At 48.1% G+C, this 24742-nt stretch carries 21 protein-coding genes; 18 read left to right on the forward strand and 3 right to left on the reverse strand.

Translation table 11 applies throughout. The features are described 5' to 3' along the window. Positions 1–532 precede the first annotated feature (532 nt). From H8S80_RS01440 to H8S80_RS01485, 10 genes are all read left to right on the forward strand, one after another. Entirely contained in the window at positions 533–1225 is a 693-nt protein-coding gene (locus H8S80_RS01440; RefSeq protein WP_002600671.1) for a GntR family transcriptional regulator, read from the forward strand. 245 nt (positions 1226–1470) lie between these two features. Then, positions 1471–3726, forward strand: coding sequence for a xanthine dehydrogenase family protein molybdopterin-binding subunit (locus H8S80_RS01445; RefSeq protein WP_117633426.1), 2256 nt, complete (start codon positions 1471–1473; stop codon positions 3724–3726). Then, positions 3727–4194, forward strand: a complete 468-nt coding sequence (locus H8S80_RS01450; RefSeq protein ID WP_002600668.1) for a (2Fe-2S)-binding protein — start codon at positions 3727–3729, stop codon at positions 4192–4194. Further along, entirely contained in the window at positions 4191–5030 is an 840-nt protein-coding gene (locus H8S80_RS01455; RefSeq protein ID WP_002600667.1) for an FAD binding domain-containing protein, read from the forward strand. Before H8S80_RS01450 ends, H8S80_RS01455 begins: the two co-directional genes overlap by 4 nt. 16 nt (positions 5031–5046) lie before the next feature. Further along, a complete protein-coding gene (locus tag H8S80_RS01460) occupies positions 5047–6348 on the forward strand; it encodes a YjiH family protein (protein WP_117633425.1) in 1302 nt (433 codons plus the stop codon). A gap of 12 nt (positions 6349–6360) precedes the next feature. Continuing rightward, positions 6361–7704, forward strand: coding sequence for a YjiH family protein (locus H8S80_RS01465; RefSeq protein ID WP_117633424.1), 1344 nt, complete (start codon positions 6361–6363; stop codon positions 7702–7704). Between the two features lie 202 nt (positions 7705–7906). Beyond that, the gene (locus H8S80_RS01470; protein ID WP_117633423.1) at positions 7907–11110 is read left to right on the forward strand and encodes a UvrD-helicase domain-containing protein; all 3204 of its coding nucleotides are present in this window, start codon (positions 7907–7909) and stop codon (positions 11108–11110) included. Between the two features lie 392 nt (positions 11111–11502). Next, positions 11503–14529 carry a 3'-5' exonuclease gene (locus tag H8S80_RS01475; protein ID WP_117633447.1) on the forward strand — a complete coding sequence of 1009 codons (3027 nt, stop codon included), beginning with the start codon at positions 11503–11505 and terminating at the stop codon, positions 14527–14529. Beyond that, a complete protein-coding gene (locus tag H8S80_RS01480; RefSeq protein WP_117633422.1) occupies positions 14517–15071 on the forward strand; it encodes a dihydrofolate reductase family protein in 555 nt (184 codons plus the stop codon). The genes H8S80_RS01475 and H8S80_RS01480 overlap by 13 nt, the downstream gene beginning before the upstream one ends. 223 nt (positions 15072–15294) lie before the next feature. Beyond that, complete coding sequence (locus H8S80_RS01485; RefSeq protein ID WP_243008028.1) at positions 15295–15669, forward strand: hypothetical protein; 375 nt, start codon at positions 15295–15297, stop codon at positions 15667–15669. Between the two features lie 115 nt (positions 15670–15784). On the opposite strand, the gene H8S80_RS01490 is transcribed toward H8S80_RS01485, so the two are convergent. Beyond that, positions 15785–16090, reverse strand: a complete 306-nt coding sequence (locus H8S80_RS01490) for an AzlD domain-containing protein (protein ID WP_055657423.1) — start codon at positions 16088–16090, stop codon at positions 15785–15787. Beyond that, positions 16083–16805: an AzlC family ABC transporter permease gene (locus H8S80_RS01495; RefSeq protein WP_002600659.1), complete on the reverse strand. Its 723-nt coding sequence runs from the start codon at positions 16803–16805 to the stop codon at positions 16083–16085. Before H8S80_RS01495 ends, H8S80_RS01490 begins: the two co-directional genes overlap by 8 nt. Before the next feature lie 167 nt (positions 16806–16972). Between H8S80_RS01495 and H8S80_RS01500 the strand changes: the two genes are divergently transcribed. The 6 genes from H8S80_RS01500 to H8S80_RS01525 all read left to right on the forward strand — a co-directional run bounded on the left by H8S80_RS01500 (position 16973) and on the right by H8S80_RS01525 (position 22974). Further along, positions 16973–17350 carry a hypothetical protein gene (locus H8S80_RS01500; RefSeq protein ID WP_002600658.1) on the forward strand — a complete coding sequence of 126 codons (378 nt, stop codon included), beginning with the start codon at positions 16973–16975 and terminating at the stop codon, positions 17348–17350. A 73-nt stretch (positions 17351–17423) separates the two neighbouring features. After that, positions 17424–17924 (forward strand): RNA polymerase sigma factor, encoded by a 501-nt coding sequence (locus tag H8S80_RS01505; RefSeq protein WP_117623833.1) that lies wholly within the window; start codon positions 17424–17426, stop codon positions 17922–17924. After that, entirely contained in the window at positions 17911–18930 is a 1020-nt protein-coding gene (locus H8S80_RS01510; RefSeq protein ID WP_117633420.1) for a hypothetical protein, read from the forward strand. Before H8S80_RS01505 ends, H8S80_RS01510 begins: the two co-directional genes overlap by 14 nt. Before the next feature lie 41 nt (positions 18931–18971). Then, entirely contained in the window at positions 18972–20009 is a 1038-nt protein-coding gene (locus H8S80_RS01515; protein WP_181988047.1) for an NUDIX domain-containing protein, read from the forward strand. Between the two features lie 479 nt (positions 20010–20488). After that, positions 20489–22411, forward strand: a complete 1923-nt coding sequence (locus H8S80_RS01520) for an endonuclease MutS2 (RefSeq protein ID WP_117633418.1) — start codon at positions 20489–20491, stop codon at positions 22409–22411. Further along, entirely contained in the window at positions 22411–22974 is a 564-nt protein-coding gene (locus H8S80_RS01525) for an HD domain-containing protein (protein WP_117633417.1), read from the forward strand. Before H8S80_RS01520 ends, H8S80_RS01525 begins: the two co-directional genes overlap by 1 nt. On the opposite strand, the gene H8S80_RS01530 is transcribed toward H8S80_RS01525, so the two are convergent. Continuing rightward, complete coding sequence (locus H8S80_RS01530) at positions 22967–23545, reverse strand: ferritin-like domain-containing protein (protein ID WP_002600652.1); 579 nt, start codon at positions 23543–23545, stop codon at positions 22967–22969. The genes H8S80_RS01525 and H8S80_RS01530 overlap by 8 nt on opposite strands. Before the next feature lie 99 nt (positions 23546–23644). On the opposite strand from H8S80_RS01530, the gene H8S80_RS01535 reads away from it, so the two are divergent. Further along, positions 23645–24220 carry an NUDIX hydrolase gene (locus tag H8S80_RS01535; protein ID WP_002600651.1) on the forward strand — a complete coding sequence of 192 codons (576 nt, stop codon included), beginning with the start codon at positions 23645–23647 and terminating at the stop codon, positions 24218–24220. A gap of 96 nt (positions 24221–24316) precedes the next feature. After that, entirely contained in the window at positions 24317–24652 is a 336-nt protein-coding gene (locus tag H8S80_RS01540; protein ID WP_002600650.1) for a cyclic-di-AMP receptor, read from the forward strand. Positions 24653–24742: the final 90 nt, after the last annotated feature.

Genomic DNA, 24742 nt, shown 5'->3' on the forward strand with positions numbered 1-24742 from the left:
CATTTTTGTTTTTTTATGGAAGAAATATATTTTCCTTTATTAACATCCTCATATTCCAAGAGCTGCAACAGAAATATTTTCATGCACCAGCTGAAAGTTTGAGGACGGGTCCGGCAGGATCACCATAAAATCATAGGCGGTTGTAAATCCTGCAACTTCATACCCTCTGCCCTATATTGAATAATTGTATTTTAACAAACGCATATGGGAAAGGCAATAGATGAAAAGTTCTCCCAAAAAGGGAGGAAGCCGGCAAGAGGGGGATCCTGCCGGCTTTGAGTATGAAAAAAAGTTTTATGTTGAAAAAGGTGTTTACCTTGTTTACGAGTATTAATATACCCAATGAATGTGAAGATTATTTGATGAAAATGTGAAAATTATGTGATGAAGAGAATTTTTTTGCTGAATGGGATAAATGAGCAGTATGCGCTTCTATTTATCTATACCAATTGATAAAATCCGAAAATCGGTTGACATGATTTTCGGATTGTGTTATATGTTTCATAAGTGCAGAGATGAAGGAGGAGTTGTGATGCAGAAAAAATATCTGGCAGTGAAGGAGTATCTTCTGGAGCAGATTAATTCAGGTGCATACCAGCCGGATGAGCCGATTCCGCCGGAACGGGAGATGGCGGCCATGCTGGGCGTGAACCGTATGACTCTTCGCAGAGCGGTGGAAGAGTTGATGTACGAGGGGCTTCTGATACGAAAAAAAGGAAGCGGAACCTTTCTGACCAAGGGAAAGGTGAGTAAGCAGGAGCTGATTACGGCAGCAGGAGGACAGGAGGGCGCCTCGATCAAGATCATCAGCTGCAAAAAATGTACGGAAGGCAATTACGGCTACAAAGCACTGCAGCTTGATCCGCAGGAGAGAAAACCATACTGGAGAATCCGGCGGGTGCGATATATGGATATGGTTCCTTATGCGTATGAGGACATTTATATGAATACAGATTTTTTTGAAACAATCGACTCCTCCTTCTATAATCTGGGCCTTCAGCAGATTGTGAAGACGAAAACGGAGGTTGAGGACATTGATTTGAGTGCGCAGGTAGAGGCACTTCTGTGTCTCCATAATACTGCAGTCCTTCTGAATGTCAGGATTGACTCACCGATTCTGCAGATTAAGAGTACCTTTGAATCAAAAGGAAAGGTGATGATGTTTTGCAGGAGCTATCATCCTGGTGACAGCTACAGTTACAGCAGTATGAAGCATCGGATATAAGGTCAGAAAAGAGCATCAATAAGAAGAGTGATATATCAAATTCGCACAGATAAAAGGCAGACATGGAACGGTATAATTCGTTTCCGTATCTGCCTTTTTTTGTGCTTTAAAACACCCGGAAAAAATAAAAATTATATATACCAAAATAAACTTGACTTATACCAAATATGATTTTATACTATACGGGTATATATACCAAAAAAGAAAATAATAAAATAGGTATAGATAATTACAAGGAGGTATGCATGAGATACATTGGTAAAAGCTATCCCATACACGATGCCGGAAGCAAGGCTGCGGGAAGAGCGGTGTATGCAGGGGACATGGAGCTTAAGGGTATGCTGCATATGGCGCTGCTGTTTAGTACCATACCGCACGGCATTGTGAAACATCTGGACTGCAGCAAAGCCCTTGCCCTTCCGGGGGTCGTCGATGTTATTCACTGCTTCAACACGACGGAGAAAGAGTACAACCAGTATCAGACTCAGTTTGGACAGGATCTCGTTCACACTGCGCGTATTTTCAATTCCCATGTGAGATATGTGGGGGACAGGATTGCCGGCGTGATTGCAGAGACGGAGGCCATCGCCAGAAAGGCAGTTTCCCTGATCGAGGTGGAATATGAGGAGATGGCCTATTCCCTCGATATGTTTGACACACTTACAGGGAAGATTGACGGAATCCATGAGACAGGAGCCGTGTTTGAGGGCGGGGAGCATGTGACAGGGACGAAGCCTGAGGGAGAAGGGCTGGTGGAAATACATACGGCCACGGACTTATCCCGAATCAATCATATCTGTATGGAGACCCATGCCTGCGTCGCAGATTACGACCGCTATGGAGACGAGCTGACCGTATATTCACCGAATCAGACGGTGTATGGAATCCGTACCATACTGGGTGACATCTTTGAGATGGATTACAACAGGATCCGTGTAATTAAGACGACCATGGGTGGTTCCTTTGGAGGAAAGCAGGAATGGGTGCTGGAACCAGTGGCTGCTGCTGCGGCCTTACGGACAGGCAGACCGGTGAAGCTGGTATTTAACCGAAGCGAAACCATGGTGTCCACGTATTCCAGGGCGCCCATGCATTTTGATGCAGACTTTGTGTTTTCGGAGGATGGTACTCTGAAGGGGGTGGACTGTGATCTGCTTCTGGATGCAGGCGCCTATCTGGGGAACTCTTTGAATTATGCCAGAACGGTGGCTCATAAGCTGTTTCGCGGATATAAATACCCTTACTGCCGGTTCCATTCCAGAGTAGCTCTTACCAATACGATCATTGGCGGCGCTTTTCGTGGATGGACTTCTCCAGAAGCCACGATCATGTTTGAACACAATATGAATATGGCGGCAAGGAAGCTGAAAATGGACCCGGTTGATCTGAGAATTAAAAATGTGATGCATCCGGGAGATGAGGATCCGCTGATCGACACGCCAATCGGTAATTTTAAGGCGGAAGAGGCGCTGCGTCAGGGAAGGGAGCATTTTGAATGGGACAAACGAAAGGAAGAGGTCAGAACGTTTAACCAGGAGAACACGCGGTATAAACGGGGACTGGGAGTTGCCCTGGGCGCCCATGTCAACAGCTTTTATCCCTCCAAAACGGATTATGCCAGAGTAGATATGCGCCTTTCGGAAACCGGAAGCGTGCACTGTAATATAACGCTGCATGACCATGGCTGCGGTACGGTTACCGCCTTCCAGATGATTGCCGCCGAAGAACTGGGGCTTCCGCTTAATAAAGTGGCGGTAGGGGAGGGAGATACCCGTTATACACCGTTGGATGTGGGATGCTTTTCCAGCAGAACGACGTTCGTGCAGGGCCGTGCGACAGTGGAATGCGCACGTAAATTTAAGGCGCGTCTGGCCGATCATGCGTCGAGGCTGGCAGGTATACCGGCTGAGGATATGGTTGTGGAGGAAGAAACCGTACACTCGGTGAGCAGACCGGAAATCTGTTATACGTGGAGCCAGATTGCGGATCAGTCTCAGCAGGTATTAAAGCAGGAAGTATTTGTGAGTTACGAATATATACCGGATTCCAATCCAGGTGTGGCGGGCGCCCATTATGCCCTGGTAGAGGTAGATACCTACACAGGTATGACAAAGATTCTGGATTATCTGGCAGTCCATGATATAGGCCAGGCAATTAACCGGGAGATCTGTGTCGCTCAGGCGCAGGGAGCCGTCGTTATGGGAAGCGGCGCCGCTTTGAGCGAGCATGTCATTACAAGAGCCAACGGCAGACCCTGCGGCAGTCTGAAGGATTACCATGTGATAAACTCATTCGAAGCGCCCACGGTACGAGTGGAATTCATTGAGGATGGAGAGACGGAAGGACCTTACGGAGCAAAATCCATCGGGGAGGTATGTCACACTCCGGTAACTGCGGCTGTCGTAGGGGCTGTCAATGACGCCCTGGACAGCGACATGAACAGCATTCCACTTTCCCCCGATGTGATAACCGGCTATTTACGAGAAAGGATGGAACGGTAAATGAAACTGGATTTTATACTGAATGGGCGGAATACGGTGGTTGAGACAGAGCCGGACAGACGTCTTTTGGATCTTCTGCGTACAGAATTACATATGACTGGGACAAAGGAAGGATGCGGAGAGGGAGAATGCGGCGCGTGTACCGTAATTATTGATGGAGAAGCAGTCCATTCCTGTCTGGTGCTGGCCTGTCAGCTGGAAGGAAAAAGCGTGATTACCATAGAGGGACTGGAAGAAAACGGAGAGCTGTCCGATATCCAGAGGATCTTTGTGGAGGAGACAGCCATCCAGTGCGGATACTGCACTACGGGTATGATCATGTCCGCTAAAGCGCTTTTGATGCATAATTCCAATCCATCGGAAGCGGAAATCAGAACGGCGCTGTCCGGCAATATTTGCCGCTGCTCCGGGTACACCCAGATTATCAGAGCCGTCAGGCGGACAGCAGAGGAAGGAGGAGTCAGATGATTTCATATACGCCAAAAACACTTCAGGAAATCCCCGCATGTCTTGGCAGGATGACGGAGAAGGATAAGATAATCGGAGGCGGAACGGATCTCATTATCAGACTTAATATGGGACTCTCGAAGCCGGACGCGCTGTGCTATCTTGGTTATGTCGATGAGTTAAAACGCATTACGGCGGAGGAGGACCGCCTGGTGATCGGCGCTTACGCCACGATGACCGGGATTGAGAACCATCCGGCAGTGAAGGAGTATTTTCCGGCGCTGATGGATGCTGCTTCTGACGTCGGTTCCCTGCAGATCCGCAATAATGGAACCATAGGCGGAAACATAGGCAACGCGTCACCGGCCGGAGATCTGCTTCCAGTACTCTACTTATACAATGCCCAGGTGGAAATCATGGGGGCGGAGGGAAACAGGGTAGAACCCATAGAACAGATTATTGCTGGACCGGGCAGAACGACTTTGGCATATAACGAGGCTGTCACCAGAATATTTCTTCCTCGTCCTGCATTCGTAAGTTCTTTTGTCAAGCTGGGATTTCGCCGCAAAGTGACGATATCCAGAATCGGAATTGCCCTTGGAGTCCAGATGGACGGCGATTACGTGAAAGATGTGCGTCTGGTCATCGGAGCAATCTCCTTAAAACCGGTAAGACTTACCGCAGCGGAGGAATTTCTGCGTGGGAAGCCCTTAAATGAAAGTAATATCATGGAAGCTGCCCGGATTCTTTCGGATTTGATCATGGAGATTACGCCCAGGGAGTTTGACCGGGATTACAAAGTATTTGCCTCCAGAGGAATCGTAATGGATGCATTTAAGCGCTTAAGAAGAAATTGAGAGGACTGTTGAGGGGATGAAAAACAGCAGTGGGATACGTTTTATCGGATTGAGCTTCATCGGAGCAGTCCTGTTCTTTTTACCGGTATATCAGGGGATGATTCCGGTGGTTCTTTTGATAAACGCCATAAAATTGTGTCTGGGAGAGCTGCTTCCCCTGGTTGCGGTAATATCGTGTACAGCCCTCGCAGTGGAACTTGCGGCGGCCAGAATCTTCAAAATCCCTGTGATGGAAGAGTACTTCAAGGGGGAACGTATCCGCTGCTTATTCTGGCTTCTCAGCGCCGTAATCGTGCTGCTGAAGGCCTTTGGAAGCACACTGCCGTTCCTGGTTCATCCGAATATAGGAGGAACGATCTTAAATCTGGGGTCTACTGTATTTATCACAATTGCAGCAGCTGGCTGCCTGGTAATCTTTATTATCCAGTCCGGTATCGTTGAGTTTGTATCGGTCCTTATGGAACCGGTTATGCAGCCGATGTTCCGTCTTCCGGGAGAAGCCGCGGTGAACATACTTTCATCTTTTGTGTCCTCCGCATCCGTAGGCGTATACTTTACGGAACGGTACTACTTGAGAAAACGGTATACTACAAGACAGGCCTGTACGGTGGTTACCAGCTTCAGTGTTGTGAGTGTGGGGTATATCGGCATCATCGCATCCGTATCAGGAATCGGGGATATGTATGGAGAACTCCTTGCCGGAAGCTTTTTTCTGGTACTTCTGATGGGGATGATTATGGTCAGGATTCCTCCGCTCTGCCGGATGGCGGATTGCTACATAGACGGCAGCGAAAAAGTCTGCGGGACAAAACGGCTCGGTTGGAGATGCCGCCTCGCAGCTGCGTGGGAGGCCGGTGTCCAGAAGGCCGGCAGCTTTACTGGCAAAGCATTCTTTCAGAATCTTTTCCAGGCGCTGACTTTTGCTCAGAGGATTGTGGGCGTCATGATTCCCACCGTGCTGTTCGTTCTTATACTGGTCTACTATACGCCGCTGTTTACATGGCTGGGGTATCCTCTGATTCCGGTGCTTCAACTGCTGGGGATTCCGGATGCCGCTCTGGCGGCTCCTTCCGTTCTCATTGGAATCGTGGAAGTCAGCCTTCCGGGAATTCTGATTGGAGGAAGTGCGGCGGCGCAGCAGACAAGGTTTTTTGTAGCCCTTCTGTCCATTGTGCAGATTATCTTCTTTTCCGAGGCTGGCAATGCTATTATGGGATCCAAAATTCCATTGAATGCCGGAAAACTCATTGTTATTTTTCTGGTACGGACAGCCATCGCGCTGCCGCTGGTCTCACTCGTAACACACATTATATATTAAGGGGAATGATTCATGGAACAAGTAGAGAAAAAGGATATAGTCAGATTTACGGTATTGAGCCTGATTGGGATTTTCCTGTATTTTATCCCGGTGGACGGCTCCCGGGTGCCTGTCGTAATTATGGTGGGCTGGATCAAAGATATACTTGGAGACAATTTAAAATATCTGGTGCTTCTGATGTTAATCGTACTTATGGGTACGATCTTTGGCGCTAAGGTACTTAAACAGAAAACATGCGTAAGACTTCATGCAGATGACAAGAATTCAAAGCTGATTCATTATGCCGCCGCATTTCTGGTCGTTCTGGCGGTATGGTTTAAGCTTCCTCCGGCCGCGGTATTTGCGGATGAGAGAGTGGGCGGACAAATCCTGAGTCTGGCCGGTACGGTCATGCTTACAGTGTCTGTGTGCGGCTGGTTTATCGTATTTATCCTCAAATCCGGAATCGTGGAATTTGTCGGAACGATTCTGGAGCCTCTGATGAGGCCGCTGTTTCGCCTGCCTGGAGCTGCGGCGATCAACTGTCTTTCATCCTATGTGGTCAGTGCGGCTGTAGGTGTTTACATGACGGACCAGTACTACGAGAATAAGGTATACAACCGCAGGGAGGCCATTGCCGCGGCCACCTGCTTTTCCACGATCTCTGTGGGCTATATCGGTGTGCTCTGCTCCATCGGAGGCATCAATGAAATGTATGGTACCCTGTTGGTACTGACGTTCCTTCTGGTGATTGTTATGACCGCGGTTATGGTGCGGATTCCACCGATCTCCAGAATTCCGAAGACGTATTGCGGGGAGCTGGAAAATGGTGATGGCGGCCGGGACAGAAGGTGCGAGGCCGGCCCGAATCATGCTGAAGCGGGAAAAAACAGATTTCAGCGGGCGGTAAATGCAGCGGCTCTCTGCTCCAGGCAGTTTACATTCCATGAATTTACGGCCAGCCTTTTAAGCGCATTAAAGTTCTCACAGAGAATTATCGCGTACATGATTCCGATTGTGATTGTAACGCTGACGCTGGTCCACCATACGCCGGTATTTACGTGGCTGGGATACCCGATTGCCCCGGTTCTGAGGCTTTTGGGCCTTCCGGACGCGGCTCAGATTGCGCCTGCTGTGCTTCTGGGATTTATTGAAGTGAGCCTGCCGGCTATTTCCGTCAGTACGGGAGTGGCGGCTCAGAGTGTATTTTTTGTGGTACTTCTCTCCATCGTTCAGATTATCTTCATGACGGAAGCGGGGAACGCCATGCTTGGGGCGCGCTTTTCAATGAAATTTACGGATCTGGTCATTCATTTCCTGGTTCGTACTGTGATCGCGGTTCCGGTGATTGCAGTGATATCGCACTTATTATTTTAAATACAGAACTAGAAAAATAAAAGACATGGATTGATTCCTTCGCGGAACAACCATGTCTTTTATCGTTTGACCGCAGTCTCGTGGGAACCGGCCCCTTATAGTGAGTATTATATTTGAGAAATCCTGTTCGGAAACCTTCTTGCGCCGTCTGCCAAAGAAGACTATAATATACCATATATTGACAAAAAGCAGGTGAAAAATTATGTATATAGCGGATTTACATATTCATTCCAGATATTCGCGGGCGACGAGCAAAGACTGTACACCGGAATATCTGGATTTATGGGCCAGGAGAAAAGGGATTTCCATTGTCGGTACCGGGGATTTTACCCATCCGGCATGGCGTCAGGAGCTGGAGGAGAAGCTGGAGCCGGCGGAGGACGGGCTCTATGTGCTGAAAGAAGAGTACCGGATCAAAGATGAAACGGCAGGTGCATCAGCTGCGCCGCGCTTTGTGATTACAGGAGAGATCAGTTCCATTTACAAGAAACACGACCGGGTGCGGAAAGTGCACAGTGTGATTCTGCTCCCAGGGCTGGAGGCGGCTGAGTGTCTGGCAGGAAAACTGGAAACGATCGGCAACATTCACTCCGATGGACGTCCCATCCTGGGGCTGGACTGCCATGATCTTTTGGAAATTATGCTGGAACTCAATTCTGAATCGATCTATATTCCGGCGCATATCTGGACGCCGCATTTTTCCCTGTTCGGAGCATTTTCAGGGTTTGACACGGTGGAAGAATGCTATGAGGATTTGACTCCGTACATCCACGCCATGGAAACGGGACTCTCCTCCGATCCGCCCATGAACTGGCGGCTTTCGGCGCTGGACGGCTATCAGCTGGTGTCCAATTCAGACGCTCATTCCCCTGCAAAGCTGGGGCGGGAAGCGAACTTACTCGATATGGAATTGTCCTATAAAGGGCTGCAGACGGCGATACAGACGGGAGAGGGGCTGATGGGAACCATCGAATTCTTCCCGGAAGAAGGAAAATACCATTATGACGGCCACCGGAAATGCCATCTCTGCCTGAGCCCTCTGGACGCGGAAAAATACTCCGGTAAATGCCCTGTCTGCGGCAGAAAACTGACCATAGGCGTTTCCCACCGCGTGGAGCAGCTGGCGGACCGGGAGGAAGGCTTCGTGCTGCCGGGAGCGAAGGCATTTGAGAGCCTGGTTCCGCTGCCGGAGGTGATCGCCGCATCCACCGGGCATTCAGCGGCCAGCCGGAAGGTGGAAAATCAGTATTATGAAATGCTTTCCGCACTCGGCTCAGAATTTTCAATTCTCAGGGAGCTTCCGATTGAAGATATCCAAAAGGTCTCCGGCCGCCTGACGGCAGAGGGAATCCGCAGACTGCGCGAAGGAAAAGTGGAACGCCGTCCGGGCTATGACGGAGAATACGGGACCATACGCTTATTCGATCAGATGGAACTGGACGGAATGGACGGACAGCTCAGCCTGTTTACAGGAGTCGAGATGGCTGAATTGTCACGCATGGAGACAGCTGCGGCTGCGATGGCGGTTCCAAATCATTCATCAGAGCAAGGGGCGAAACAGAGGATAGAGGGAACGGTTGACGCAGGCGGAGACGAAGCAGCGTCCAACCAGCTTACGTCCGGCTTAAATCCGCAGCAGGAGGCCGCTGTGACAGCAATCTCACGCACCATCAATGTGGCTGCAGGCCCTGGAACGGGAAAGACGAAGACACTGGTGTCCCATGCCCTCCATCTTCTGGAGGAAAGAGGGGTAAAACCGACGGAAATGACTGCCGTTACATTTACCAATCAGGCGGCCAGGGAGATGCGGGAGCGCCTGGAAAGCCAGTTAGGCGGGAAACGATTCGTAAGCCGTATGAGAATCGGAACCTTTCATTCCATTTGCTATGATATCCTGAAAAAATCAGGCCTGGAGTTTACTCTGGCCGATGAATTGGAGATGAAGGATACCGCCGAAGAGATCATTGCAGACCGGGAGCTGAACCTGCCGGTCAGACAGTTCCTGCGGCAGGTTTCCGCGAGAAAATGCGGTCTGGAAAAAGAGACGGAATCGGTTCCGGCAGAGGCTTACGAGGCGTATCAGAGAAAGCTGAAGGAGCAGGGGATACTGGATTTCGATGATCTGCTTCTGGAAACGCTTCACCTTTTCGAAGAGGAGGGGAAGAATAAAACGCTCCGCCAGGGATTCTCTTATCTGCTGGTAGACGAGTTCCAGGATATCAGCCCTGTTCAGTACCGGCTGATTCAGGAATGGAATAAGGGTGGGAGAGAATTATTTGTCATTGGAGACCCGGATCAGGCAATCTACTCTTTCCGGGGATCGGATGCCAGATGTTTTGAAAAGCTGAGAGAGGACTATCCTCAGATAACCACAATCTGTCTGGAGCAGAATTACCGTTCCACTCCGCAGATCCTGGAGGCGGCTTCCGGCGTGATTTCACAAAACGATGGACCGGAGCGAAGACTGATTCCGCAGAGGCAGGCTGGTACTCCGGTGCGCCTGGTGACGGCGTCCGGGGAGATGTCAGAGGATATCTTTGTGGCAAAAGAGATTAACCGCCTGATCGGCGGAATCGATATGCTGGACGCGCAGGGGCATTTGGAAACGGGGGATGACTTAAGAGCCAGAAGTTTTTCGGACATTGCCGTGCTGTACCGTACCAACAGACAGGCGGAGCTTCTGGAGACCTGCCTGAAAAAAGAGGGAATTCCTTATGTGGTTGCCGGCAGGGAAGATTTCCTGATGGAACCGGCTGTGCGGGGAACGCTCTGCTTTTTCAAAGCGCTTCTTAACCCGGAGGACCGGATGGCGCGGCGGCTGAGCTTGAAGCTGTTATGGAAGCTGCCGGAGGATGAAATGTCCGGGAGTATTTTCGATGCGGCGGCTGAGAAGTACCGGAAAAAGATGAAAAAGGAAAAGCCGCAGAAGCTTCTGGAGGCCTGGGTCTCGGATATGAATCTGCAGGAAGAAGAGGGCGTGGCAAAGCTGGCCTCCATGTCTGTTTTTTATAAAAATATGGCCGAATTCCTCGATAACCTGACCTTTGGGCAGGAAAGTGATATAAAACGGTGCGGAGGCAAATCGTATACATCGGATTCCGTGACACTCATGACACTGCACGGCTCAAAGGGGCTGGAATTTCCAGTGGTTCTGATGTGCGGAGTCAGAAAAGGGCTGATTCCACTGGAGAGCGGTAAGCAGGATATCGATGAAGCCGAAGAGCGACGTCTGTTCTATGTTGGTATGACCCGTGCAAAGGACGAACTGCTCCTGATTACATCGCAGGAACCGTCACCGTTTTTGAAAGCGATTCCAGAGGAAGTGACAACGCGGGAAAATGCGGGAAAACAGCGTGATCCGGGTATGGGGAAGCAGATGAGCCTGTTTGATTTCATGCAGCCGTGATGCGTGGAATATGTGGAATATGTGGAAGCGAAATAATGGATTAAACGAAAATGCTGAAAGAAGGTAAAAACTTGAGAGTGTGATTGGAAATAAAAAAATGCCCTGACGGATCTCCGGGCACACTTCATTATCCATTATACATAATTTTTTATTACAAGTCTACCATTTTTTCTTTTTTTTGCTAAGATAGTAATATGCACGTAACAGTTCAGACGGCGGGAAAATTGGTGCAGGAAGCAGCGTCAAGCTTGCTTGTAAGCTGCTTGTAAGCTGCTTTATGCACCAATTTTCACATCGGATGAATATCCGATGCTTCTTGACCAGATTTTTCGGTCAAGAAGATGAGCCGTCTGAACTGCAGCATATGCGCAGAAAGAAGAAGGGAGACGGGCATGAATCAGAAAAATCAGACAGACACAAAGAGTATACCGGGAGTCACCCTGGAGGATGAGAGAAATACACTTTCAGAAATTCTTGCCATAGCGGACAGGAATTTAAATCAGGCCAGGTCCTCTGTTGAGAATTTAGCAGATGAACTGCATGAACTGAAGGAAATTTATGATGTTGAGGATAAAGAAGGTCTGGCGCTGTGGTTCAATACTGACGCCAGATTCCAGCAGGTCCGGCAGGAACTGCTCCGCATGGAGCGAAGCAGAAAAAAGCCGTATTTCGGAAGAATTGATTTTACTGATGCCAGTCTGTTGAAGAAAGAGTGTTACTACATTGGAAAGGCAGCAATTACAAAGAATTCCGCGGAGCTGGTAGTCATCGACTGGAGGGCGCCGATCGCATCGGTTTATTATGAAAGTTCCCTTGGAGCGTGTACGTATTCGGTAAAGGGAGAAGGGGCGTTTGAGATCGATCTCTCCAGAAAGCGCACCTACGAAATCGAAAACGATGAACTGAAGGATTTTTACGATTCAGACGTAGTGGCCAATGATGATCTGCTGACAAAATACCTTGCCAGGAATAAACGATCCGTTTTAAATGATATCATTGCAACGATTCAACAGGAGCAGAATGAGATCATTCGTAAGAGGCCGCAGCATAATGTCATTGTACAGGGCGGGGCCGGTTCCGGTAAGACGACGGTGGCCATGCACCGCATTTCCTACATTTTGTACAACTACGATCTGGAATTTCAGCCAAAGGATTTCTACATTATTGGAAGCAACCGGATTCTCCTCAACTATATCACGGGTATTTTACCGGATCTGGATGTCTACGGCGTATCGCAGATGACGATGGAGCAGCTGTTTACACGGCTTCTGTATGAGGACTGGGATGAGCGGAAATATACGATTAAAAAACTGGAGCGGGAAGATAAAACGGCCTGCGTAAAAGGCAGCTTTTCCTGGTTTCATGATCTGGAAGCGTTTTGCCGGCGCTACGAGTGGAGCTATATTCCGTTGGAGGACGTCTATACGGAGAAAACACACCGCCTGCTGATGACCCGAAGCTCCATAGAGGGGCTGCTTAAGAAGTTTGATTTCCTGTCGCTTCCTGACAAGCTGGACAAGCTGACGGAGCACCTCATGGCGAAGGTGGAGAATGAGATATATGGAAGATACTATACGTATCCGCCGGAAGAGCAGAAGGCACTTCTGAAGTATTACCAGACCTATTTCGGAAAACGGGAGTGGAAGGGGTCCATTTTTGAGTTGTATGACAGCTTTCTGGCAGAGCAAAGGGAAAAAGGAACCCGGATTCCTTCACCTGGAAATTCCTTCGATCTCTACGATCTGGCCGCATTGGCTTATCTGTATAAACGAATCAAGGAGACGGAGGTCATCCAGGAAGCAAGCCATGTGGTTATCGATGAGGCGCAGGATTTTGGCATGATGGCCTATGGCGCATTAAAGTACTGCCTCAGTAAATGTACGTATACCATTATGGGCGATGTGTCCCAGAACATCTATTTTGATTACGGACTGACAGACTGGGAGGAACTCAGGAGCCTCATGCTGCCAGGGGAATTTGATTATTTCGGGCTGCTGAGAAAAAGTTATCGAAACACAGTGGAAATCTCTAATTTTGCAACGAATATTCTGCAGCATGGGAATTTTCCTATTTATCCGGTTGAGCCGATTATCCGCCACGGAAATGAAGTTCGAACGACGGGATGCGAGGATGAGGGACGGCTGATTACAGAGACCGCGGGCACCATTTTGGAATGGCAGAAGAAGGGCTATGAAACGATTGCAGTCATTTGCAGAGACGAAGAGGAAGTGAGCAGATTAACGAAAAAGCTGCGGAAAAAAGTAGAGCTTCGGGAGTTTGATGCGGAAACGGAAGAGTTTGGAAGCGGTGTTATGGTTCTGCCGATCGAATATGCAAAAGGTCTGGAATTTGATGCAGTTCTCCTTTATAATGCCAGTGAGGAGAATTATCCGTCAGAGGATGGCTTTGCGCGACTGCTTTATGTGGCGGCTACGAGAGCGCTCCATGAACTGGTGGTGCTTTATTCTGGGAAATTGACAGATTTGATTGGTACCACTGTATCAGAGGAGAAGAAACAGAAGTACGTAGTCGTGCGGCAGGAGCAGCCTGCCAGGCGGGTGCGTGAGGAGAAGCCCAAAACCAACAGGGAAATAGAACTGGAACGCGTATCCCATGGGAAATTCGAGATGGAGCTGCGCAACCGCATCGGACCGAAGCGAATCGTTGTTCAGAATTCCATCGAAGAGAAGCGGTCAGAAAAAGCACGCGCTGCAAATAGCCAGTCAGAGAAATCGGAATTTGGAGTAATTCCGGGTACGAACAGCTTAAGGCCGCTGGGCCATTCCAAATTAAATCTGGCAGTACGATGGGTGACCGGCAATAAAAGCTATGTTGAGGTGACGAATGCCTGCGGAGTTCTTCGGATCACGCCGATCTCGGAGAACACGGTTCGAATCAGTTTTGCGGGGGAGTCATTAGGCCAGCTTCCGGAGATACCGGCAGAGATTGAGCCCACACCAAAGCTGAAGTGGAATTACAGGGAAGACAAAGGCCGTGTGGAAGTAAAATTTGGAAAGCTGCTCTTGCGGATCGACAAGAAAAACGGCGGAATCTCTTTCTATACTGAGAAAGAGATGCTTCTTCTCAGCGAAAATCCATCACTGCCAAGACAGATCGCAAACGCTGCAAAAAATCAGACGTGGACCTATTTCGACTGGAGCAAAAAAGAGGTATTGAAGGCGAGAGGGGCGGTCGACCAGCAATGGCTTGATTTGAAGACCACAGCGAAGTATATCTCTTTCGGTGCAAAATCAAAGAGGCCTGCCTGTGTCAAGTCGAACAGCGGCTATCAGATCCTGGTTCCAGGGGGCAGACGGGTCATGTGCTGCACGATACCGATGTATGGCTCTTATTTATATACGGAAGGGGAAGCGCAGATTGATTATTTTTTCATTGGAGGTACCCTATGCGAAAAGTAACCCTATTCATCGCCATGAGCTTAGACGGCTATATTGCGGATAAAAACGGCAGCGTAGACTGGCTGGCCGGTCAGGAACCGGATTACGACGATATGGAAAGCTATCATGAGTTCATCAAAGACATTGATACAGTCGTCATGGGCTGGAACACGTATCACCAGGTGGCAACTGAGCTGTCACCCGATGAATGGATATACCGTGGGCTGACAACCCATGTTGTGACCCACCGGGCCATGGTTTCAACGGAAGAAATAAAGTTTACGAAGGAAGATGTCTGCAGTCTGGTAACCGCACTGAAACAGGAAGATGGAAAAGGTATCTGGATTTGCGGCGGGGCGAACATAATTCAGCCCCTGATAAGGGAAAACCGGATTGACCGATACCATATCTCCGTCATACCAACTATTTTAGGCTCCGGCCTTCCTTTATTTCCGCGGACAGCGAGTCCGGTGGGGGTGCCTGCAGACGGGGAAATTAAATTAAAATGCATCAAAACCCAATTATATAACGGCATAACGGATCTTATTTACGAACCAAGATAACTTTCATGTAAACGAGGAGAGGAGCACTATTATGCAGGAACGTCCAATTCTGGAACGAAAGAATATCCCCATCGCCTCCCTTTTGAGAACCCCATCCATACGGAAGGAAATTCATTCTATTTGTCATAATCAATGTGTGGATGACACATTTCTAACCAGCGCCTCCGTTACGTTTCGCCAGTTATCTCTTCTGTCTTCGAAAACGCGGATACCCAGTGGGACGATGGAACTGGTATTTGAATTTTTGGCCTCAGAAGACAGGAGCCATCCTGTTTTCCTGGAAGAAGAATACGCTTATTTAAAAGAGCCCGCCTGGTGTTTGAATATGAGTGAAATCAGTTATATGAAGGTCCCTTTGGAGAAAAAAGGAGAGTATGTTTTCTCCATACACAAAATACAAAAAGAGATTGATCCAGTGTCCGGGAAGCCGTATCTGATACTTTTTCCGGAAGATTCCAGGAAATTTAATGGCTGTTCAGAGGACAGGGAAAGAATGGCGGAAGAGAGGAACGTCACTTTTGATCATGAATATCAGATGCAGGAATTCATGAAAGAAATTATATTAAATGGAGTGGTTGATCTTGAAGACTATTCATAATAAAATGGCAGAATGATAAAAACAGCCTCATGGTTTCAAACAGAAACCCACTTGCTCTTCTGTTTGAAATTATGAGACTGTTTGATATGAAAATGCTCTCTGCCCCAAACGATCCCTACAGGAATAATTCAGTCAGAAATACAGCCGCACATGCAGCCAGTGAGACGACAAAAAGGCTTTTTCCTCTGTAAGCCAGGAAAATAGCAATCACGAGGGCAATCACAGCCGACCAGACACTTGCCGTGGCAGTTAAGATTGCCGGAAACGTCATGACAGACAGCGTCACATACGGCACGTAATATAAAAATGAACGGATATAAGTGTTTTTAATTTCTTTTCTTATCAAGGTCAGGGGGAGAACGCGGATCAGATAAGTGACTCCCGCCATGACGAGTATGTATAAATAAATACGGTTATTCATGCTGTTCCTCCCCTGTCTCTTTTACCGGGAATAAATATGCGGCCGCCCCTGCAATCAGCAGTGTCAGAATAATAATTTTAAATCCCGATGAAATGGTATTCAATACCGGTGCTGCCGCAAAGATCAGGCTGCAGACCATGGATACCACGATAACCCCTGATAAAATCCGGTTTCCCTTAGCGGGAGGGATAATAACTGCAAGAAACATGCCATACAGGGCTACATTTAGTGCACTCAAAATACGAGGAGGCAGGAAATCTCCGGAAACCGCACCGAGAAGAGTACCCAGAGTCCAGCCCGGTACTGCGACGGCAATCAGGCCGTAGCTGAAAAATGGGCTCAGCCTTCCAGGCCTGCACACGGAGACTCCGAAAATTTCATCGGTAACACCGTATCCGATCAGGAAGCGGTGAAAAAATGGCGTCTTTTCGTCCAGCTTCTGGGAAAGAGAGCAGGACATAAGGCAGTATCGCAGATTTATGATAAATTGCGCCACGGCCATTTCCATAAAGGGCGCCTTCGCTGCAATGATTCCCAGCGCCGCAAATTGCCCCGCCGATGTCAGATTTGTAAAGGACATGATGACTGCCTGCCAGGGTGAAAGACCAGCGCCGGAAGCCATAATGCCAAAGGTAAAGGACACTGCAAAGTATCCGAGACAGATGGGGATTCCGTCTTTTAATCCATTTCTCCATTGAATCGCATTCGTATTCATTTTTATAACCTTCAATTCTTATATTCTTTTGTTATCAAAATAGTTCCTACAAAATATACCACGAAACTTTACATCAGTAAAGCAAATGTTTATAATGAAAACATTGACCTTCCGGCCGGCGGAGAAATATGCCGATTCGGACTGTTTGAGAAGCAAGGAGGAAATCTATGAAGAAAATTCATATATCACTGTTCAGCGCGATTGTGCTGGTAATTATTCTGGCAGCATTGTACGGAAATCTGACCGGAAAGAATGATCCGCTGTTTGACCAGGGGACGAAAACCACGTTTTATGCAGAAACAGAGGTTGGAAAGGAGCCGGATATCAGGGCTGAGAATTATTTTTCCGAAGAGGAATATGATTTATCGAAATTTACCTTTGATTTGAGCAGCTGCAACTGGGAGCAGGAAGGAATCTGCCAGATTCCGGTACTGTATAACGGAAAGGAAACAAACTGCGTGGTTTCTCTGGAAGTCATGGGGGCTGCGGGCAGAATACCGGAGACAAAAGCAGGAATGAACGAGGATACGGCAATCACCAATTAATATTTATTTTTTTCACCCAAAGTGTCACAAATCTCTGGCTGGATTGTTTTATAGTCAGAAGGAGGGGATGGGCATGGAACAGGACGAGTTTACAACTGTATACAGGCAGTTTTACAGGCCGCTTTACGTCTATGCGCTGTCTCTTTCCGGTAACCGGTCTGATGCGGAAGACCTGGTGCAGTCCACATTTTTAAAAGCGCTGTTGTCTTATGAGGGAGGCGGAAGTTTGCGTTACTGGCTTACCAAGGTACTGAAGAATGAGTATTTCAACCTGTGGAAGAGGCGTAACCGTCTGGTGGATGAAGGAAGCTTTGATTTATCGCTTATCAGGCAGGAGGATCACATTCTGGAGGATCTGATTCAGGATGAGGAGAAGCGTCTTTTACTGGAAGCGATAACCACGCTCCCGGTTCACTATAAGGAAGTGCTGCTGGATTCGGTCTATTTTCATTTAAGCGACGAGGAGATCGGAAGATCCATGGGAATCACGAAAGAGAATGTGCGGCAGATCCGGTCCCGTGCAAAGAAACAGGTCATGAGGTTGTTGGAGGTGAAAGATCATGAAGGATTTTGATGAACTGGCAGAAGGCTTGAGTGATCTGCCGGAATGGAATATTATGGAGGACACAGGCCTGGAGAGGCAGATTGAGCGTCAGATTAACAGAAGGATTACAAAGATCAGCCTTCGCACGCTCTTCGCAGTGGCGATTGCGGCGGCAGTGCTGCTTCTGATCATTAATCCTGTGATGAAACTCTGCAGTTTTAATCCACGCCCCCTGTTTACATCGGCTGAGGCGGCCTACGAGAATGAATTTACGAAATATATGAGGGTTTATTACGAAACTGCCCAGCCATATGTAACGGTATACGATTCCAGCCTGAAGGATCGTGGATTTGGCCGTTACGTAATTGAAATGAGTGTTCTGGACACCAGCAGTCCCATATATGTGGGACTTCCTCCCAATGTTAAGATGAATGTAAACTGGGGCAGAATTGCAGTTGAGGATCCTCAGAATCTTACGGCGGTTACCGCGAACCGTTATGGCTACGGACTGATGAGCGAAGAGGATAAAGCTGCGCTTAAGGAAGAGATGGAAGAACTGCCAGATTCCAGTGTGATTCATTTATCACTCAGTACCAGGACCGCGAAACCGGTATCTGAAGTGATTGACGCCCCGATCCAGGTAAACTGGGTGGAAATATATAATGAAGAAGGAAAGGTACGCGGTGGTCTTACGATCAGAAAGAGCATTGTGGGAGAGGATGAACGCGACCGGGTGGGAATGACAGATGAAGAGTTAAAGCAGGAGTATCTGGGGAATCTGGAATATCTGCTGTCACAGCCGCAGCTGTTGAATGCTTTGGGCCTCCGTATGGGAAGCAAAGGACGGTATTACGTATATCCTACGACGGTGGAACCAGTGAAGGTATTGCTGGATCAGACCAGGGAGCAGGCGGTACTGACCACGAAGAACTACTGTATTTCCGGAAAGAAGCAGGAGATACTGGATTATTTGAATACCATAGACTATACTTCTGTCATGGTGGATGATGTACGTTTATCAATTTTGGAACGATGATTACTAAGGATAACAATTTTGGGGAAGAGGAAGTAAATTTCATGCCGCATACAAATTTTACAACACTTTGTTATATCGAAACGGAAGACAGCTATCTGATGCTGCACCGGGTGAAAAAAGAAGGGGATATGAACCGTGATAAGTGGCTGGGCGTAGGCGGCCACTTTGAGAAGGGAGAGAGTCCGGAGGAGTGTCTGCTTCGGGAAGTGAAGGAAGAGACCGGACTCACACTCTTAAGATGGCGTTTCCGCGGCCTTGTGACGTTCGTTTCTGACCGTTGGCCGGAAGAGTATATGTGCCTGTATACAGCTGACCGCTATGAGGGGACGATCGGTGATTGCCGGGAAGGACAGCTTGAATGGGTAAAAAAGGATCAGATTCGGGAACTGAGTCTGTGGGAAGGCGACCTGATCTTCTTTGAATTGCTGCAGAATAACCAGCCTTTCTTTTCGTTGAAGCTTTGTTATAAAGGGGAGCGGCTGACTCAGGCAGTACTGGATGGCAGTTCTCTGGAACTATTGGATGAACGGGATGCGGATGGGAGTGTAACCGGACGTGCCAGGGCCAGATTTCTGATGCACCGCTATGGAGATCTCCATGGAACGTCCCATGTGTGGATCGTGAGGTCTAATGACAAGAGTGGATTCGATCTGCTGCTTCAGAAGCGGAGCGAGGAGAAGGATGCGTTTCCGGGGTGTTACGATATTTCATCGGCGGGACATATTCCGGCCGGAGACGATTATCTGGAGTCAGCTGTCAGAGAACTGGAGGAGGAACTGGGAATCACTGTACGGCCAGAGGAACTAACCTTTGTAGGGCTTCATGATGAGACGGATATTGCAGAATTTTACGGGAAACCATTTCATAACTATGAAATCTGCAGAGTCTATGTATACACAAGGCCGATAGAAGCGGATCGGCTGAAGCTTCAGAAGGAAGAGGTAGAATCTGTCATGTGGATAGACTATGACGAGTGCCTTTCCCGAATCGAGAATCATACCCTGAAAAATTGCCTGAATGTGAAAGAACTCCAGATGCTGAAAACGTGGTGGACAGAAGGTGGAAGGAAATTCCGTTGACATTTGCAGATTGACATGATATAGTAGCGATAAATAAAAATGATTGGAAGTGTGTGTTTGTTAATTGCATCTGAATATGGCGCATAGAAAGAGAATAGCGGGAACAGGAACAGATTAAGAGAAGATTGGTTTTGTAAGGCAGAATCTTCTTTCTATTTTGTGTACCTGTTTAGACCATAGGGATGTGAATGGCAGTGAAATACACGAAAAGGATGAATCGTTATCTGCAGGAACATAGCCAGCTCTATGATCCTGCAGTTTTTTGTGTAACAGGAAAGTGCTCCTGTTACACAAAAAGCCCTCCGGGCAGGATGCGCACTCCGCGCTAAGGAAGTATGGTTGCTGAGGCAACCGCGCTCCGGCGCGAGAGTCCGGCGAGCCGGACTCTTTATTCGTAATAAGAAAAGCTGCTGTCTATTCCTCTTCTGATGCCGCCTGGCTGCTACTGGTAAAGGAACAATAAAACAGGAGAAAGAACAATGAACAACACATTTCATACATTAGAATTTGACCATATATTAAGACAACTGGAAGAACTGGCATGTACAAAGTCAGCAAAAGAGAGAATACGCAGCCTGGAACCGTATCTGTACGAGGGCGATGTAAGGAAGAGTCAGAAAGATACGACAGAGGCGAGACTGATTATTGAAAGTGCAGGAATGCCGCCGATTGCATCCATGGGTGATGTGGATGACATCCTGATTATAGTCGGACAGGACGGCTGTCTGTCAGCCGAACAGCTGGAATCGGTCGGTATGACGCTGACGGCGGTAAAACGCCTGAAGGACTTTTTGAACCGGTGCAGATATTTAAACACGAGTCTGGCCTGCTATGATGAGGAACTGGATCCCTTGGAGCACTTGAGGGAGCAGCTCGCGGAAGCTGTCAGAGGGGGACGGGTCGAGGACGGAGCCAGCCGCCTTCTCAGAAGTCTTCGGCAGGACATGATCCGTATGGAGGAAAAGGTCCGGGCCAAAGCGGACTCTATCTTAAAGAGCAGGAAGAGCTGTTTTGCTGATCATTACGTGACGAACCGTAATGGCAAGATGTGTCTGCCTGTAAAGAAGGAATACCGGTCATCGGTGCCGGGAAGTGTGATTGATAAGTCCGCTACAGGGGCGACTCTTTTTATTGAACCGGAAGCGGTTGCCTCTATGAATTCAGAGCTGGAGCTGCTGAAGATGGAAGAAGAGAATGAAACGAGACGAATTCTCTATGAACTGACGGTAATGGTGGCGGAAAACCGGGAGGTTTTCGAAGCCGACAAGAGACTGATTGAGAAGCTGGACTATATATTCGCCAAAGGAAAATTAAGCGCTGCCATGGAGGCGAAAGAACCGCAGATCAACATGGAACGGAACATTCGAATCAGGAACGGCAGACATCCGCTGATGAGCCGGGAACACGCAGTGCCTTTGAGCTTCGAGCTCGGAGACCGGGGAAATGGTGTTGTCATTACAGGACCCAATACAGGCGGGAAGACTGTGACGATGAAGACGGTGGGGTTGTTCTGTATCATGGCGCAGTGCGGACTTCACGTGCCATGTGAAGAAGCCAGTCTCTGTATGAATAATCAGGTGCTGTGCGATATTGGAGACGGACAGAATATATCTGAGAATCTGTCCACATTTTCCGCTCACATTACAAATGTGCTGGATATTTTGAAAAAAGCAGGACCGGAGAGTCTGGTACTTTTAGACGAACTTGGGTCCGGTACGGATCCGGCGGAGGGAATGGGGATTGCCATTGCCATATTGGAGAGTCTGAGGCAGTGCGGATGTCTGTTTTTGGTTACGACCCACTATCCGGAGGTGAAGGGGTATGCGGAAGCTGCCGATGGTGTTGAGAATGCGAGAATGGCCTTTGACCGGGAGACCCTGCAGCCGCTTTACCGGCTTGTACAGGGAGAAGCGGGAGAAAGCTGCGCTCTGTTTATTGCTAAAAAATTGGGTATGCCGGACGCCATGCTTTTAAGGGCAGAACAGGCTGCATATGGCAACTTGAAACCAGAGCGGCTTCAGGAGGAGAGCGGAGGCAAAAAGAAAAAACATGTCATTCTTCCGGAAGGCCCCCGAATTCGGAAACAGAAGGAAGAAAAGGGAATTCAGAAGGAACTGGCTGTGAAGTTTACAGTTGGCGACAGTGTTTTAGTTCTGCCGGATAAAAAGACGGGAATTGTATGCAGAACGGTGAATGAGAAGGGCGTCCTCCAGGTACAGCTGCAGGACAGGAAGATATGGATCAATCACAAACGGATAAAGCTTTTAGTCGCAGCAGAAGAGCTCTATCCGGAAGATTACGATTTCTCGATTATATTTGACACAGTGGAAAATCGGAAGAATCGGCATCAGATGGAGAGAAAGCACCAGGAGGGTGTGGAAATCAGGATGGAGGATGAATGATGGAGGAAGAACGGCTTGACCGGTATCTGGCTTTTATCAAGGAGACAGAGCTTTTAAAAAATGTACTGCGCACGGCGTGGGGATCTGCAGGGAGACAGGAGAGCACGGCTGAACACAGCTGGAGGCTGGCTCTCTTTGCCGCTCTGATGCTGGGCGAATATCCGGAACTGGATGGAAAGAGGGTACTTCTCATGTGCCTGATCCATGATCTGGGGGAGCTGTATGACGGTGATATATCGGCCGCCCTGCTGCCAGATGAGCAGCAAAAGCATGCGGAGGAGCAGCGGTCTGTGGAACGGCTGTTTTCATTTCTTCCGGATAAGGATCGTGAGAATTTTATGGCGATCTGGAAGGAATATAACGAGAATAGTTCTCCTGAGGCCCATCTGGTGAAGGCTCTGGATAAGGCGGAAACCATTTTGCAGCATAATCAGGGGATGAATCCCTCCGATTTTGATTATGAATTTAATCTGCAGTACGGCGCAGCCTATTTTCGTGAAGACGGGCTGATGGCCGCACTGCGTGACAGACTGGATCAGGAGACGAAGAGACACATTATGTAGGTACCTGCGTAGTGGGCTCCGGTGATTCGGCCGGCTCCGATTGCGGTTCCGGTTCCGGCATGGAAAGCTCGGATAAGAGAGAACGGAATATCTTGACGTGAAGCTCTTCATCCGCGATGATGCGGTTTAAAATTGACCGAATATGTCCATCTTCAATCCATTCAGATTGAGCATGGTATTTGCGGATGGCTTGGATCTCTCCTTCGAGTGCGTTTGTGAGCAGTGCATGAATCTGCGTCGGATACTGATTGCATCCGGGACACCAATAATACATGCGCCCTTTGTTATAGCTCCATAACCGCGGGTCAGTTCCCAGCTTTAAAGCCAGTTCACCGAAGATATCGAGGTGCCGCATTTCCACAATGCTGATCCGGTGGAAACATTCGGCTACGTCGTGATAGTACTCCCTGGTGACCAGGCTGTTATAAAAGTAAAGGCTGACCGCGGTCATCTCGGAGTTGCAGGAACCGATATTGGAAAGAATCGCGGCCGCATACTGGGGATTTTTGCCGTCCACCTTTACGGGTGGATACGGAGTATGATCTGAGTAATGAAATGTTGTTATATCCATAAAATATCCTCGTTAAAAAAGGTTCTTATTCAATATATAAGCAAAAAAAGACGAGTTATGACTGGAAAGTTTAAAAAGTGGTGGATGGAGGAAAAAAAGATGGATTTACGGGAAGCGTTAATGGGCTACATACCCTATAATGAACAGGAAGAAAAAGACCGGGAACAGATTCTGAAGTTTTTGGAGCGAGGGGATCTGGTATATACGAGAGAGAGTAAGGACGTCCATATGACGGCCTCGGCATGGGTGACAAACCGTGAGCGCAGTAAGATTTTGATGGCGTATCATAATATTTACGATTCGTGGGCCTGGCTGGGCGGTCATGCGGATGGAGAGAAAAACCTGCTTCTGGTGGCTCAAAAAGAGGTGATGGAGGAGAGCGGGCTTCGCTCTGTGAGCCCTGTCACTGAAGATATCTTTTCCATTGAGATACTGACTGTGTCAGGTCATATAAAAAATGGAAGCTATGTATCGTCTCACCTTCATTTGAACATCACCTATCTGCTGGAGGCGGATGAAGAAGCAAATCTGCATGAAAAAGAGGATGAAAACAGTGATGTGCGCTGGTTTTTGACGGAGGATGGAATCAACGCATCAAAGGAGCCGTGGATGCAGACCTGGGTTTATCGAAAGCTTGCAGAAAAGATGAACTGTTACATATTAACAGAAAATTGATAACTATTTTGTGATTTGCTGTTTTATTTTTCCTGATTATGCTTTATAATAGAACCAGCTTATATATTTGCCAAGAAAGACAACGAGGTGATTGATATGAAGATAGTTTATGCAATTGTCAGTTCCGACGATGGAAACCGTGTGACAGATGTACTGAATGAAAACAGCTTCAGCGTAACGAAATTGGCTACTACCGGTGGGTTCTTGAAGAAAGGCAACTCTACCCTGATGATTGGTACGAATGATGACAAGGTTGAGGAAGTAATTAATTTAATTAAGGATACCTGTGGAAAGAGACAGAAGATAACCTGTAATGTTCCGGCACCGAATATTGCATCTATTTCAGCAGGATATATGATGATGCCAATGACCGTTGAGCTTGGCGGAGCAACAATATTTGTAACGGACGTGGAACGGTTCGAAAAGATTTAACAAAAAAGCGAGAATTTCCCACCTCCACAGGTGGAGGAATAAAACGCCAAAACAAGCTTAACGGCAGTGGCGGGCGGAGAGAAATCGGTA

Source organism: Hungatella sp. L36, from assembly GCF_014288035.1.